A 15,893-nucleotide genomic window follows, 5' to 3' on the forward strand; every position below is an offset into this window, starting at 1 on the left:
ATTGTATCGAGTTTGCAATTGGGATTTTGTATATAATCCCCGTTCATATTCAGAGACAACTTGTCGTTTGAATGCCTCACTGTATTCTTGGACAGAGGACGATGTTTTTTTTAGATTCATAAGGATGACTAATTTTATGGTTTTTTAGTCAACCTTTTTCAGGACGAGACATACAATAAAAAAACCGCACAAATTGTGCGGTTTTTCATATTTAAATTCAATTATATTTTTATAAAGAATAATTTGGGGCTTCCTGTGTGATAATTACATCATGAGGGTGGGATTCTTTCAATCCGCTTCCTGTAATCATTACCAGCTTGGAATCTTTTTGAAGGGTTTCAATATCTTTTGCTCCACAGTATCCCATACCGGCTCTTAAACCTCCTGTCAGCTGGAAAATAACATCTTCCAGTTTTCCTTTATGTGGCACTCTTCCTTCAATTCCTTCCGGAACGAACTTTTTAGCTTCACTCTGGAAGTATCTTTCTTTACCACCTCTCTTCATTGCTGAAAGACTTCCCATTCCCTGGTAAGATTTGAATTTTCTTCCCTGGAAGATAATTTCTTCTCCCGGAGCCTCATCTGTTCCTGCTAAAAGAGAACCAAGCATTACTGCTCCTGCACCACTCGCAATAGCTTTAACGATATCTCCTGAAAGTTTGATTCCACCATCAGCGATTACCGTTACATTTTTTGACTTAGCATATTCGTAAACGTTATAAATAGCAGATAGCTGAGGAACACCTACTCCTGCAACTACTCTTGTTGTACAGATGGAACCCGGTCCTACTCCAACTTTAAGCACGTTGGCTCCTGCTTCAATAAGGTCTTTAGCAGCTTCTGCAGTTACGATATTTCCTCCTACAACATCAAGGTTCGGATATGCTTTTCTGATTTCTGAAATTTTATCTAAAACTCCTTTAGAATGACCATGTGCAGAATCAATGGCTACAATATCAACTCCAGCCTGTACTAAAGCCTCAATTCTCGCTAATGTATCTTCTCCTACACCTACTCCGGCTCCTACGATAAGACGTCCGTTTTGATCCTTATTAGCATTAGGATATTCCAACTGATTATCGATATCCTTGATCGTAATTAAACCTACAAGTTTGTTATCTTTATCTACGATAGGAAGTTTTTCAACTCTGTTTTTAAGAAGGATTTCTTTAGCTTTTTCAAGGTTGGTATCTTTATCTGAAGTGATCAGATTATCTTTGGTCATAATCTCTTCCACTTTCATATCAAGATTTTCCTGATATTTTACGTCTCTGTTGGTAATAATTCCGATCAGAACATTATCAGCATCCACTACCGGAAGGCCGGAAATCTTATATCTTGACATAAGATCTTTAGCTTCCCCTAAAGTATGATCTTTAGATAGCGTAACCGGATCAGATATCATTCCGTTTTCGGAACGTTTTACACGGTTTACCTGAGCTGCCTGCTCAGCAATTGTCATGTTTTTGTGGATAAATCCTAACCCTCCGACTCTTGCTAAAGCAATGGCCAGATCAGCTTCAGTAACAGTGTCCATCGCAGCGGAAACTATCGGAACATTCAGCGTGATTTTGTCGGTAAGTCTTGATTTTAATGAAACCTGGTTAGGTAAAACTTCTGAATAAGAAGGGACTAGAAGAACGTCATCGAAAGTGATGGCTGTCTCTACAATTTTGTTATGAATAGACATCTTTACTTTCTTTGCAAAATTAGGTTATTTTGGTGAGATATGAAAATCCTTTTTGATAGTTTAAATAAAATTTAATAATCAATAACTTAAATCGAAAAACCGCCCTTTTGTAAGAACGGTTACGGTACAAAATAATTGAATAAGTTTGAAACTACTTTATTTATAGGTTAAATATGATCATGTAAGATCTATTTGATGAGACTTCCATTTTCATCAATATTCTCAATATGGGTCTGATTATTTTTATCGATGTATAATTTTAATCTTACTTTCCCTTTATTATCGCGGATAAATATGCCTACATCACCATTGGCTGTCTTGCCTGCAAAAAAGCGTTCACTTCCCAGTTTACCTTTTTCCTGTAGTTGTGCGAATGCTTTTTTTGAAGCTTCCGGATTATTCAGTTTCTTTATAGAATCAGCAGCCTTAATAATATCCTCCATCGGGAAATCATCAGGTCGATCCCAGAGCTTTAAACCATATACTCTTTTTTTATCTTTTCCTGAACCTTCAAAATACTGAAGCTGCATAATCTGATCTGTATTTCTCTGGTCTACAGAATAGACCATTCCGGATTCTTTCTCATTGCCGTCATACACAAGCCCTCCACATTCATCTCCCAGGGAATTGAAAAAAATAAGTCCTGCTTCTCTTTCACGGGGTTTCATTTCCTTATGATTCACCAATCCGGGATGCTGACGCTCCTTATTACTGATAACCATCTTTAAAGTTCCATCTTTCTCAACGATATTGATACGTTCTACATCTATTTCTTTGAAACGTTCGTTGGAAGACTGATTTTTAAAAGCAAGAAGGAAAAACATTACACATAGTACGGTAAGTACAGCGGCGTAGATTTTAAGGACCCGGACTTCTCTTATTAATTTCTCCATGCGGTAAAAGTTTTGGGGATTAGTTATCAGGATTATTGAACAGCAACGGAATTAATCATTTTGGGATGTTGATATCATTTTTAGTTTTTACTTGATTTGCCTTAAGCTTCCTCCTGAAATTTTATCCACTTTAGCATCCAGCTCAGGGTTTCCTTTCAATTTTACATCGGCTCCTGAAGAAACATTTACTTTCAGTTTGTCTGTAACCAATAAGGAAAGACTTGCTCCCGAAGTAGATTCAGCTACTGCCGTGGCAATTTTAAGGTCATCTGCTTTACACGAAGCGCCACTGCTCGTTTCTATCACGGCGGAAACAGCTTCTCCGGATAAGCTTACACTTGCTCCGCTTGAGGTATCCAAAGCCAGTTTCTGTGTGGTAAGTTCAGCAGTCAAAACAGCTCCGGAACTCGCTGTAACATTGGCAGCCTGTCTCGCATTAAAAGTTCCTTTAATAACAGAACCTGACTCTGCTTCAATCTCCATACTATTTTCATTAACAGGATTCACTGCTGTAAAAATACTTCCGGATGAAGTTTTTATACTTTGAAGAGAAGGAGCAGAAACATTAACATTAAGATTTTTAAATCTCAGATTACGGACTCCCTTATTGTCTACGTATATTTTCAATACTCCGTCTTCCACCTTGGTGATAACATATTGAAGTTTATCTGCATCTGCAATTACTTTTACACTGCTGGTATTTTCCTGCTTGAAGGTAACATTTACTCCCACGCTGGCATCTATTTTTGAAAATTGGCCTACATTCCTGTTATCTCCATTCAGATAAGAAGAGGTATTGCCTGATGTAAGGTCATTTCTTACAGAACTCGTCACAGAAGATGTAGTTGTTTCACCAGAATTAATGATCTTATTAACATCCGACAGCTTCATCTTTCCATTGAGGATAAAAATGATATTCTCTTCTTTGGAATCCACATTAAAAACCAGATTCTCCAGATAGTTGTCTTTTTCTTCTTCAGCCAGAAATTTCATAGAAGTTCCGTCACTGCTCATGGACATCAGCTCATTGAAGTTGAGAGCGTTTAAAGCCTTGTTTATTCTCTCTGTTTTTTCTTCATTCATTTTTATGTTCGCAAGATTTTCATCTTTTAAACGATCCGGGAAAGTAATTTTAGGAATAATCAGAATTTTAAGTCCTTCTACATCGTTCAGTATAGGTTTTATCTTTCCGATATAGGCATCATTAACATCAATGGTATTCAATAGCTTGAACATCGGTTTTTTGATGTTGATAGAGGTTACTCTTCCTCTTTTTTCAAAATCCTGAAAAAGCTTGTCTAATTTCTCAGTCTGTGCAGAATAAGTTGCAAAGCTGCTCAGCATTATGGCTATTATAAAAAATATTTTTTTCATGAGATTGATCTGATTTTTAGTATTCGCTGTCAAGATTTTCATTTTTTTGAGAAGATGCTACTGTTTTTTTTAACTCACTTCCTAACTTCATAAAGGAGTATTTTGCAACATCTATAGCTTCTTTTTCACTGCTGATTCTTTTTCCGTTTACAATGACATAAGAATCATTGTATGCTGTTGCAGAATCATTTAAATTTTTACCCGGGAAGGAAGAATTATCAACATATCTGGGTTTTCTTTCTTTTTTAAGCCTTCCTCTTTTTGGCAGAATATCATCCATTACATCTTTTTCTGCCACCTGGTTATCCTGAAAGACAGAATCTTTTTTCACTCCGGAAATAGAATCGGTATGATTCACCGCTACTTGTTCCTGGTGATCACTGTTCTCTTCCATAAACCCGGACTTTTGTTTTAAGATTTCATCTTTTACCAGTTTTTCTCTGTCCTGCACATCTGCTGTGCCGGAATTAGTATCATTAAGAAATAAGCCGATTCCGAAGACCAGCATCACACTGGCGGCCATCCAGAACCATTTGGGAAAAGAGGGTTTCTTTTTTTCTTCCAATGGAATAATAGGTACAGCATCCTGTTCAGGTTCCGTACTTTCTGCAGTTTGAAGAAAATCCTCAAAGCTCCAGTCCATTTTTTCTTCCTTGATCTCCCGGAAGACTTCGTTGTATTTATCTTGTAATTGATCTTTTTTCATAGCTCATCAGTTGTGAGATTTGTTCTTTTACTTTTTGTCTCGCACGCATCAGGTTTACCCTTACTGCATTTTCCTCCATTTCCAGCATTTCAGAAATTTCGGAAACATCATATTCTTCTACATCTTTCAAGTGGATGACCATCTTCTGTTTTTCAGGGAGCTGATTGATAAATCCTACAATATGTTCCTTAAGGTTATCAACTTCCATACTGTAAAGCTCCGAGCGGTGAAGCTGCATATCCGCAAAGCCGATTTTTACGTCGTGATGCTTCAATCTGTTCAGGCATTCGTTCCGGACCGACTTCAGCGCATAGGATTTAAAGTTCCCGAATTGCTCAAGCTCATCCCTCTTCTGCCAAAACTTCATCATGAGATCCTGTACTACATCTTCCGCTTCATCACTGCTCATGACAAACCGCTTCGCAAAACGATACATCTCGTCTTTGAGAATAAACACCGTATTCTTGAAAGTTTCTTGGGTCATGAGTTTTGTTTCTTATAGGTAAGACAATTGCAGTTACTTATCTATTACATCAAAAATAAAAAAACTTCAAAAAAATTTGAAGTTTTTATTATAATAGAATTAATACGTGTCAAAAATATGTTTCAGAATCGCTTTATCTTCTTGTGTTAAAGCAACTTTTCTCCTTGCCATGGCTCTTTCTGCTACCTCATATACTTTATCAAGTTTGAATCTTTCATCACCTTTCAATCCGCCCCATGAAAAGTTTTCTACAAGATTAGGCGGAAAACCTGGTTTGAAGATATTCGAAGCTACTCCAATTACCGTTCCTGTATTCAATTGGGTATTGATGGCTGTTTTGGAATGATCTCCCATAATAAGACCTGCAAACTGCAATCCAGTATCTTCGAATGCTTTTGTTCTGTAATTCCAGAATTTTACATTTCCATAGTTATTTTTCATGTTTGAAGAATTGGTATCCGCTCCGAAATTACACCATTCGCCAATCACAGAGTTTCCTACAAAACCTTCATGCCCTTTACTGGAGTATCCGAATATAATGATATTATTTACTTCCCCACCTACTTTACAGTGAGGACCGATTGTGGTAGCTCCATAAATTTTAGCCCCAAGATTAAATTTGGAATCATCGCAAAGAGCGATTGGCCCGCGAAGATGACAGCCTTCCATAACCTCAGTATTTTTACCGATATAAATCTTCCCTGTTTTTGTATTGATGGTAGAGAATTCAACATAAGCTCCTTCTTCAATAAACAGATCTTTTTTATCACCTAAGAAACCATTGGTTGAAGACAATTCCTGTGAGGTTTTTCCTTTGGTAAGAAGCTCAAAGTCAAAATCAATCGCATGATGATTATAGGTAAACAGATCTTTTGGCCTTTTAAAGAAAACAAGATCTTCCTTAATATCCGTCATTTTCTCAATCTGGTTCAGAGAAAAACCTTTCATATTGATTTTTGCGGCGATTAATTCGTCTTCATACACCAGTGCTTCCCCTTGCTTAAGGTCTTTAATCTGTTGAATCACGGTTTCTGTTGGCAGGAAATTCGGAACAAGAAAAAGGCTTTCTTTTTCTTCCGGGCTTTTAAATTTATCCTGAAGGTATATTTCTGTGAAATAAGTTACCTCAGTGTTTTCAAGTATTTTCTGCCATCTTTCAGAAAATGTAAGGATTCCGCATCGCATCGCAGCAACCGGGCGGGTAAAAGTAAGCGGAAGAAAATCTTCCCAGTATTGTGCGTCTGAAAATACCAACTGCATCATTCAGTTTTTAAGTTTAAGGTTTAAAATTCAAGATCAACAAATTTACAATAAAAAAAGTCTCCCAAAAATTGGAAGACTTTAATATTTTTAATGTACAAAAATTACTTAGCGAATTTTTTATACTTGTTCATGAACTTATCAACTCTACCTGCAGTGTCAACTAGTTTTACTTTACCAGTGTAGAAAGGGTGAGAAGTTGAAGAGATTTCCATTTTGATTAGAGGATACTCTTGTCCTTCGTACTCGATAGTGTCTTTTGTTTCTGCAGTAGACTTGCAAAGAAACATCTCGTCGTTACTCATATCTTTGAAAACAACAAGTCTATAATTTTCTGGGTGGATTCCGTTTTTCATAATACTATTTTTAAAAAAATTAAAGTTTGCTTTCGAAATAGTAATGGATATTTCTCTGCTAAATTTTAGGTTGCAAAAATACAACATTTTTTTAAAATTCCAAATACTGAATTCAATATTTTTTTATTAATAAGAAATTCAAAGTATTTTCGTTAAATTTGGAACTTACTTAAACTTTAATTTCAATGAAATTCAAATTATTACTGGCTTTTTCCTTCTGGATGTTACTTGTAGCAGTATCATGTAATAAAGATGACATAACGTTTGACAGCCCTACGCAGGAGCTTCGTTTCTCAAGAGATACGGTATTTTGTGATACGGTATACCATCAGGTACGTTCAGAAACTTATGTTGTGAAAGTATATAATAATGAAGATAAGGACATTATGATCCCAAGAGTGAACCTTGAAAAAGGAGCCGCTTCATTATATAGAATCAATGTAGATGGAAAACCGGGATATGATTTTAAGAATGTTCCTTTAAGAAAGAAAGACAGTCTTTATATTTTTGTTGAAATTGCCCCGGAAGCTACAGGACCGGAGGCCATAGCAGAAGACAAAGTTCTTTTTACCGGTCCAACAGGACAACAGCATGTAACTTTATTTTCTGTCGTTCAGGATGCAGAATTTTTTATTCAGACTCCTGGCAACCCGAATGTAATTACCAGTTCCACAACGTGGAATAATGATAAAGCAAAGATCATCTACGGAAATCTTACCATTAATCCTAATATAACATTGGATATCAATCCCGGAACGAAAGTATACTTCCACAAAAACAGCGGAATGAAAGTTTCTTCGGGAGCGGTCTTAAATATTAACGGTACTCAGGCGGATCAGGTTATTCTTCGCGGAGACAGAAATGATCCTTATTATGATACGATTCCTAAAAACTGGAATTCTATTAAAATGGAGGCCAATTCTACCCTTAAGATGAACCATGCAAGACTTTTCGGAGGTACGAGAGGACTGGATATGAAGCAAACCAATGCTACCATTACCAATTCCTTCATCCATACTTTCTTTGAATACGGAATTTATGCCGTGGGTTCTACCGTGAATGCCAATAATCTTGTCATGAACAATTGCGGTTTATCATGTATCGGTATTTTCCTTGGTGGAAAACATAGCTATACTCACGCTACGATTGCCAATTACTCCAGAAAGATGAGTTCTTTTGACAGAGCAGGAATTTTTGCAGCCAATGAATGGAAAAATGATGCCGGGCAATCACAGCAGGGCGCTTTGCAGCTTCTTGACATCAAAAACAGTATTGTGTATTCTGACCGGGATGATGCGGTTCATTTCGAACAAACCCCAGGCCAGCAGTTTGAATTCTTACTTCAAAATTCATTGATCAAATATACCAGTGCAACGGGATCCGGTTTCACTTTTGACAATAATCCGAATGTGATACAAACGGTGAAGAATGCAGAACCTCAGTTTGTCAATTATTTTATGGCTAAAATGAATTTAAGGGTAAAACCTGGTTCTCCGGCTCTTGGAAAAGGAAATACGGCTGTTGCAGCAACGGTACCTTTTGATATCGTTAATGTTTCCAGAACCACTAACCCAACTTTAGGAGCTTATCAATAATGGAAATTACACAGTTACAGCAGCAGGTAGATGAATGGATCAAAACCATCGGTGTAAGGTATTTTAATGAGCTTACCAATATGGCCATGCTGACAGAAGAAGTGGGTGAAGTAGCAAGGATCATTGCCAGAAGGTACGGTGAGCAAAGCGAAAAAGAAAGTGATAAGACTAAAGATCTTGGGGAAGAACTGGCAGATGTACTTTTTGTTACGTTATGTCTGGCCAACCAAACCGGAGTCAATCTACAGGATGCTTTCGACAGAAAAATGAAAATAAAAACTGACCGTGATAAAGACCGGCATCAGAACAACGAAAAATTGAAATAATATAAATGATGAGTTATAAATAATACATCAATTTGTAACTCATTATTTTTTTAGAAATGTAGATCATAATGAAGCTAGAAAAATCAAAATTATCAGGAGATAAAACAGTACAGATCAGCGGTTCGAAGAGTATTTCGAATCGTTTATTGATTCTGGAAAGTCTTTTTAACAATATAAAAATCGGGAATTTATCCAATTCCCAGGATACTCAGCTGCTGAAAAAAGCTTTATCTGAGAATACCGAAGTGGTAGATATTCATCATGCGGGAACAGCAATGCGTTTTCTCACTTCTTATTATTCTATTCAGGAAGGAAAGACAACTGTTCTTACAGGTTCCGGAAGAATGAAAGAAAGACCTATCAAAAATCTGGTAAGTGCTTTGAGAGATCTTGGAGTGGAAATTGAATATATGGAGAATGAAGGTTTTCCCCCTTTAAAAATTACAGGAAGAAAGATTACTGAGACATCAGTCAATGTTCCATCCAATATTTCAAGCCAGTTTATCACTTCACTGCTACTTATAGCAGGAAAACTTGAGAATGGATTGGTGATTAATCTTGTGGGTGACGTTACTTCAAGATCTTATATTGAAATGACGCTTGATATCCTGACCAGATTTGGTATTCAAAGCAGTTTTGAAGGAAATACCATCAAAGTAGAACCTTTCACTCCTGACAATTCCGCAGTAGTACATTATGAAGTGGAAAGCGACTGGAGCTCGGCTTCCTACTTCTACTCTATCTGTGCATTAGGAAGAGAAAAGATTCATCTAAAAAGTTTTTACAAAGAATCCACACAGGGAGATTCTGCAATTGCCAACATCTACGAAAAGTTCTTCGGAATCAAAACTACATTCTCTGAAGATGAACATCAACTAACGCTTGAACCTCAGCCTGATTTTTCTTTCCCGGAAAAAATTATGCTGGATATGAACGACTGTCCGGACATTGCACAAACTCTTTGTGTAACAGCCGCCGCTTTAAAAATTCCTTTTGAGATTTCCGGACTGGGGACCTTAAGAGTAAAGGAAACCGACAGGCTTCTGGCTTTATACAATGAGCTTAAAAAGCTGGGTACCGAAACAGAGATCACAGATTTGACGATTAAATCAATCAGTTTTGGAGAGCCACAAAGCCATATTTCTATTAAGACCTATCAGGATCACAGAATGGCCATGAGTTTTGCACCATTTTGTCTGATCGGCGAGCTCAATATTGAAGATGAAGATGTAGTAGAAAAGTCTTATCCAATGTTCTGGAAAGATCTTGAAAGTATACTGATTCATTAATGAACACTTTAAAGTGTGGTAATCTGAAGATGATTTTTATTTTCTGATTACCACATTTTAATAATGAAGCTGTTTAATAAAACCATTAAGAAGAATTGAAGAAATAAAGTATAGTTAAGATGAATCATTCTGATTTTTAAGCTTAAAAGCAAAGCTCATCTTAATACTCTCAACACCTTAATACAATCTTAATGTTTCAAAAACAAAAGTTTAAACGAGTTGAATATAATAATGATGAAACCTTTCTTTTCCTTTTTGATTGTCTTAGCTGTTTCGGGTTTATCTGCTCAGAAGCTGAAAAATTTTTCGGTTCCGAAGGGTTATATTCAGATTGCAGAAGCCAGAGGTGATCTTGACAAAGATGGAAAAGATGAAACGGTCCTTGTATTTAATACTAATATAAAAGCATCATACGAGCAGAACCCGGAAGGTACAAGTGACTATAAAAGGGTTTTCTATATTCTGAAAAAGGAAAACAGTGGTCTGAAAGTATGGAAAGAAAATTCTGATATCATTTTTTCAAGCGGATTCGGATTTTATCCTTCCGATAATACTCTTACAATCAATATAAAAAATAACTGTCTTGTTATCGAACAGCTGTTTTTTACCAATTCAAGGCATTCGCAACAATATAAACATACGTTCAGATTTCAGAACGGAGATTTTTATCTGATAGGTTTGTACGATCATTTTGAAGATACCTGTGATTTCAGTTTTACGAATGAAATCAATTTTTCTACAGGCCAAGTAATTGTTGACAGAGAATATTCCTCCTGTGAGGATCATACCAAACTACCCGAAAACTCACATAAAGAATTTACTCATAAATTCCCGGCTCTTATTAAAATGAATGATTTCTTTATCGGAGACCACAAGTTCAAAATTCCCGGGTTGAAGGAGGATTTTGCGTTTTAAGAGAGACTTCTATCTGGAAAAGCTATATCTTTTGAAAACGCAAAGAAAACAATTCTATAGTTCTATTTAAAGAAAGCAAAAGGCGACAATGTCGCTGATGAAGCTTAATTGTTATGCATCCGCTTAGAAAGAGTCAATTTATTGATTTCATCTTTGCTTCCTCTCTATATCCGGAACCAAAATAAGCTTTGCGTTAATAAAAATCGTCGTTTTTCTTCTTTCTTCCAGCTCCCTTACTTTATACCAACTTAATTATCTCTTAAAGTTAAATTAACTCCTAGTGCTTTGATATATTCTTATTTTTAAGCTACCTTAAAAATAAAAAAACTATGTTCAAACAAAGCATGAAACGTATGACAGCCATCACTCTTGGAGTGGTTACTGCATCCATCTTTTTTTCCTGTTCAAACGACAGTATCATGGAAAGGGATTCCAACGAAAACAATGTCGCTTCTTTAACAAAAACAGTCGGCAGATCTTCATTACTGCCTGTTTCTCTGAATAGCTGGATGGCCGGTCTTCAGGATAATATTTCTATTTCAAAAATATCAATTCCAGGTACTCATGATTCCGGAGCACGTATAGATGCCCCTGTTGTATCAGGTACGGCTAAAACCCAGGACCTCAGCATTGCAGAACAGCTGAATGCCGGTGTACGTTTTCTGGATATCCGCTGCAGACATATTGACAATGCTTTCACCATTCATCATGGTGCAATTTATCAGAATATGAATTTTGATGATGTACTGAATGCCTGTTATACATTCCTTCAGAACAATCCTTCAGAAACCATTATCATGTCTGTTAAAGAAGAATATGATGCTTCCAACACCACCAGAACTTTTGAACAGACTTTTGATTCTTATGTACAGAAAAATCCTTCTAAATGGGATCTTGGAGCAAACATTCCTACGCTGGGCGCTGTAAGAGGAAAGATCAAATTACTAAGAAGATTCTCTTCAGGAACAACTAAGGGAATCAACGCTTCACCCTGGGCTGATAATACAACTTTTGATATCAATAACTCAGGCGTACAGCTGAAAGTTCAGGATTATTACAAGGTAACCAACAATGATGATAAGTGGAATGCAATCTCCAGCCTGCTTAACGAAGCTAAAACTGATACGAATGGCAAACTTTTCTTGAATTTCACCAGCGGTTATAAACCAGGAATCTTCGGGATCCCAAGCATTCCTACCGTATCCAATAATATCAATCCAAGACTTAAAACATTCTTCCAGACCAATACTCAGGGTACATTCGGAATAATGCCGATTGACTTTGTGAATGCCGAACTTTCTCAATTGATCGTTAACACCAATTTCTAAATTATTATTTGTTAGATTTATTCAAAGGCTGTCTCTTTGTTGAGACAGCCTTTTTGTTCTGCTTTTATCTCTCGCAGATTTTGCAGATAACGCCGATTATCCACAAACATCTGCTTAATCTGTGAAATCCACGGGAGCTTTAAATTAATTTATAAAAAAAGCTGTTTTAAAAACGAAACAGTCTCTCTTTGTAAAAGTAAAAAAAGTGTAAACCAAAAGCTATTTCTGAATTCCGTAAGCAGCCAGTATTTTGTTGAAGATCTCAGTGTTTTCGAACAACCCTGTGAACTCTTTTGAATTGGGTCCGTACGCAAAAACACTTGACGGAATAGAGGTATGATCATTCGTACTGAAATTCCCGAATACCCAACCCTCTTTCAGACTGCCATCCAAAAGTGTCAAACCTCCGGTTTCATGGTCTCCCACTACAATCACTAAGGTTTCTTTATTTTCGTCAGCAAATTTCATAGCTTTCCCTACCACATGGTCGAAATCCAGTAATTCTGTCACCAGCTGTTCTATATTATTGCTATGCCCTCCTCCATCAGTCTGTGACGCTTCAATCATCATAAAGAACCCTTTTTTATTGTTCTTTAAATCATTTAAAGTAAGCTCAAAGGCATCTGCAAGCCAGTTTCCTCTTCCATTGCTGATTCTTTGTGAGGCCAGAGGATCAATAACCAGCGTACGGTTATTGATTTTCGTTACTGATTTCAAATCCTGATAGAGATCGATTCCGGCATCTTTAAATTTCTGTATATTTTCCTGAGACAATCCACTTGTAGGGCCACCAATCAGGATTTTCGTTTTTGAAGCTGCAAAATCTTTCAGAATAGGTTCCGAACTGTTTCTGTTATCCGAATGGGCGTAGAAATCAGCAGGCGTTGCATCTGTAACATCTCCGGTGGAAATCAGGCCTGAAACCATTCCTTTTTCAGAAATGATATCAGGGATCTGTGCCAGTGCTTTTCCCATGTTGTCAACTCCGACAAAAGTGTTTTTGGTTTTCACTCCTGTTGCGAACGCTGTAGAACCCGGTGCTGAATCTGTAATATAGGCATTGGATGAATTGGTCTTGGAAAGCCCTGTGGATTTCATATTGAAAACATTCAGTTTCCCTTTATTAGCTGTAAAGGCAGCATAATATTGTGGTAAAGAAGTTCCGTCCGGAATAAGAAGGATGACATTCTTTACTTTTTTCTCCACACCATCTGACTGATACGTTGGAGTATAAGTGGCATATTCCTTTGTATTCTTATAAAAATTTTTCGGAATCGTGTTCATGAATTTTTTAAGATCCGGAATATGATCTGTATTGATATAATCTACGCCTAAATCCATCAGATTTACCCATGCATTCGGAAAATCCGGAGCTCCATAAAAACGAACCGGCTTTTGCTGAGCATGGGCTTTGTCTACAGCAGTTTTAATTTTTGCGGTTTCTTCATCCCTTGGAATTCCTTTCCCATTCCATTTTACCAATCCCGGAAGATCTGCACTGAACATTCCGATTCTTTTCAACTGATCTGCAGAATAATTTTGGTCAATATCTCCGTCAAAGTAAAGATAGTTGGGATAGTTCTTAAAATCTGCAGGCTGAGGTCTTCCTCCGGTAATGACAATTTTAATTCCGGAATTTCCGGTAATCTCCGGATATTTTTCCAGCGTACTCACCAAAGCTGCCAGTGAAGTTTTATAATCCTGTTTTATATCAATCAGCAATTGAAGTTTCTTACCTGCATCAGGGTAAATATTCCCTTTGTTCAGTTTAATCTGTTTAGAAATATTATCGAGATAAAGGTTTTCCAATGTTCTGTCTGCGGAAAGTTCCTTTTCGGTATGCGCTACCCAAAGTTTTCCTTTTACCAGAAAAACATCTGCCTCAATGGAACCGAAGTTAGCATAATAAGCCTGCCAGAAAGGGATGTCCTGCATATAATCATTATGTGAATGTGCATTCCCTACATTATAATTTAGATAATTCTGTGCCTGATTTTCAGAAAAAACAGCAATGGCCAATACAGCCCATATTTTTGATAGTTTCATTCGTTTAACGTTATTATTTTACAGACCAGATGGAAAGGCCTGCCTTTGAAAAAACTATATCATCACAGAAAGTTCTGCAATGATATAGCGGCTTGTAGATAAAGATTAAATTTTACCAGCCTTCATTTTGTTTAATGATCCCGTGACTGTTTACGATTTCAGCCTGTGGAACTGCCCAAACATTATGTACAGCCGGATTAAAGTTTCTTGCGGCCCAGACTACCTGTCCATTGATACCATGCAGAGGTTTAGCATAAGCAGCCTGCGCATCTCCCCAACGCACAAGGTCTCTGTGTCTGTCTGCCCATTCACCCGCCAGTTCGCAACGTCTTTCATGCTTCAGATCTGCCATTGTACATCCGTTTTTAGCAGATAAACCTGCACGTGCTCTGATCATATTGATCTCCTGATCAGCAGATTTTCCCTGCATCAGTAAAGCTTCTGCTTTAATCAGGATCACCTCAGCATAACGCATAATCGGAACGGCAAGGTCTGTACATGGATAATCTCCGTTGGCACTCACGTGACCACTTTTCAACTCATATTTGAAGGCATCCATATATTTATTAAACTGGTATCCGGTAAGGGAATTCGTAGAAGCGTATATTCTTTCTTTTCCGTTGAAGGTAAATTTATCTCCAATTTTCAGAATGGTAGCACTTCTTCTAAGGTCTCCCGTTTCGTATTCATCAAATAACTCTTTTGTTGGCTGAAAATATCCCCATCCGTTATATTCTCCCCATCCTTTGTTTTCAAGCATTACCCCCGGAAGAATACTTCCCCAGGCAGTAAACTTTGTAGTTCCGGGAACAGACCAGATGTATTCTGAACTGTAGTTATTTTCAGCTTTGAAGACATCAGCAAAATTACCCAATAAAGCTCTGTTTCCTTTGGTCATTACTTCGTTGGCCCAGAACTCCGCATTCTTCCAGTCTTTCATAAACAGGTACACTTTTGCTAACAATGCCCAGGCTGCCGCTTTATGAGGTCTTCCATAGTCTTTTGCAGGAAGTTCTGCCTGTGCAGGTAATAATTCAGCAGCTCTTTTCAGGTCATTGACAATGTACGTGTAATTTTCCATTACGTTGGCTGCTCTTGGAATCGGGTTGGGATCCGGATCTTTTGAACGGTCGATGATAGGAACACCTGCTTTTTCATTTCCATAAGAATAGGCCAGTTCAAAATACATTCTGCTGCTCATGAACAGAGCTTCTCCCAGATATTTATTTTTTGTTGCCTGGGAGGTTTGAATATTATCAACGTTACGGATCACACGGTTCGCAACTCCAATCACATTATATCTTTTGTTCCATTGGGTTTCAAGATCACCTGCCGCGATATAATTGCTGCTGAAGTTTTTGGCGTTATCCGCCTCACTTTTTGCTCTTCCGGTTACCATATCATCACTGGCATTGATAAACCAGAACAAACCTCTGCCGTAAAATTCACCATCGAATAAAGGCTTGTACATCGCGTTTGCCCCGGTAATAAGATCGTTTTCTGTTTTCCAGAAGCTGGCTTCAGTAGGGGTTCCTTCAGGTTGAACATCCAGTTCGCCTGTACATGACAAAAGCATTACGGATATTCCTGATACTAACAATATTTTATTGAAAAATTTCATTTTTTTACTT

14 protein-coding genes are annotated in these 15,893 nt (G+C 37.3%); 5 read left to right on the forward strand and 9 right to left on the reverse strand.

The genetic code is table 11. The features are described 5' to 3' along the window. Positions 1-229: 229 nt before the first annotated feature. The 7 genes from guaB to DEU40_RS21190 form a co-directional block, all read right to left on the reverse strand. Positions 230-1,690: an IMP dehydrogenase gene (guaB, locus tag DEU40_RS21160; protein WP_110011687.1), complete on the reverse strand. Its 1,461-nt coding sequence runs from the start codon at positions 1,688-1,690 to the stop codon at positions 230-232. A gap of 188 nt (positions 1,691-1,878) precedes the next feature. Continuing rightward, complete coding sequence (locus DEU40_RS21165) at positions 1,879-2,583, reverse strand: hypothetical protein (protein ID WP_110011688.1); 705 nt, start codon at positions 2,581-2,583, stop codon at positions 1,879-1,881. 87 nt (positions 2,584-2,670) lie between these two features. Next, the gene (locus tag DEU40_RS21170) at positions 2,671-3,957 is read right to left on the reverse strand and encodes a DUF4252 domain-containing protein (RefSeq protein WP_228406597.1); all 1,287 of its coding nucleotides are present in this window, start codon (positions 3,955-3,957) and stop codon (positions 2,671-2,673) included. A gap of 16 nt (positions 3,958-3,973) precedes the next feature. Continuing rightward, positions 3,974-4,663 carry a hypothetical protein gene (locus tag DEU40_RS21175; protein WP_110011689.1) on the reverse strand — a complete coding sequence of 230 codons (690 nt, stop codon included), beginning with the start codon at positions 4,661-4,663 and terminating at the stop codon, positions 3,974-3,976. Then, positions 4,638-5,147 (reverse strand): RNA polymerase sigma factor, encoded by a 510-nt coding sequence (locus DEU40_RS21180; protein WP_002976192.1) that lies wholly within the window; start codon positions 5,145-5,147, stop codon positions 4,638-4,640. The genes DEU40_RS21175 and DEU40_RS21180 overlap by 26 nt, the downstream gene beginning before the upstream one ends. A gap of 99 nt (positions 5,148-5,246) precedes the next feature. Further along, positions 5,247-6,407: a GlmU family protein gene (locus tag DEU40_RS21185; protein ID WP_110011690.1), complete on the reverse strand. Its 1,161-nt coding sequence runs from the start codon at positions 6,405-6,407 to the stop codon at positions 5,247-5,249. Positions 6,408-6,511: 104 nt separating this feature from the next. Continuing rightward, positions 6,512-6,763 (reverse strand): type B 50S ribosomal protein L31, encoded by a 252-nt coding sequence (locus DEU40_RS21190; RefSeq protein ID WP_062702555.1) that lies wholly within the window; start codon positions 6,761-6,763, stop codon positions 6,512-6,514. 185 nt (positions 6,764-6,948) lie between these two features. Between DEU40_RS21190 and DEU40_RS21195 the strand changes: the two genes are divergently transcribed. From DEU40_RS21195 to DEU40_RS21215, 5 genes are all read left to right on the forward strand, one after another. Next, positions 6,949-8,358, forward strand: coding sequence for a hypothetical protein (locus DEU40_RS21195; protein ID WP_110011691.1), 1,410 nt, complete (start codon positions 6,949-6,951; stop codon positions 8,356-8,358). Beyond that, the gene (locus DEU40_RS21200; protein ID WP_047385875.1) at positions 8,358-8,684 is read left to right on the forward strand and encodes a nucleotide pyrophosphohydrolase; all 327 of its coding nucleotides are present in this window, start codon (positions 8,358-8,360) and stop codon (positions 8,682-8,684) included. The genes DEU40_RS21195 and DEU40_RS21200 overlap by 1 nt, the downstream gene beginning before the upstream one ends. 68 nt (positions 8,685-8,752) lie before the next feature. Next, a complete protein-coding gene (locus tag DEU40_RS21205; protein WP_110011692.1) occupies positions 8,753-9,973 on the forward strand; it encodes a 3-phosphoshikimate 1-carboxyvinyltransferase in 1,221 nt (406 codons plus the stop codon). A gap of 231 nt (positions 9,974-10,204) precedes the next feature. Then, positions 10,205-10,888 (forward strand): hypothetical protein, encoded by a 684-nt coding sequence (locus tag DEU40_RS21210; protein WP_110011693.1) that lies wholly within the window; start codon positions 10,205-10,207, stop codon positions 10,886-10,888. A gap of 329 nt (positions 10,889-11,217) precedes the next feature. After that, positions 11,218-12,216, forward strand: a complete 999-nt coding sequence (locus tag DEU40_RS21215; protein ID WP_110011694.1) for a phosphatidylinositol-specific phospholipase C — start codon at positions 11,218-11,220, stop codon at positions 12,214-12,216. A gap of 219 nt (positions 12,217-12,435) precedes the next feature. On the opposite strand, the gene DEU40_RS21220 is transcribed toward DEU40_RS21215, so the two are convergent. Together DEU40_RS21220 and DEU40_RS21225 are read right to left on the reverse strand one after the other, a co-directional pair. After that, a complete protein-coding gene (locus tag DEU40_RS21220; protein ID WP_110011695.1) occupies positions 12,436-14,262 on the reverse strand; it encodes an alkaline phosphatase in 1,827 nt (608 codons plus the stop codon). A gap of 112 nt (positions 14,263-14,374) precedes the next feature. Beyond that, entirely contained in the window at positions 14,375-15,883 is a 1,509-nt protein-coding gene (locus DEU40_RS21225) for a RagB/SusD family nutrient uptake outer membrane protein (RefSeq protein ID WP_110011696.1), read from the reverse strand. Positions 15,884-15,893 lie beyond the last annotated feature (10 nt).

The organism is Chryseobacterium sp. AG844 (assembly GCF_003182335.1).
Taxonomy (GTDB): domain Bacteria; phylum Bacteroidota; class Bacteroidia; order Flavobacteriales; family Weeksellaceae; genus Chryseobacterium; species Chryseobacterium cupriresistens.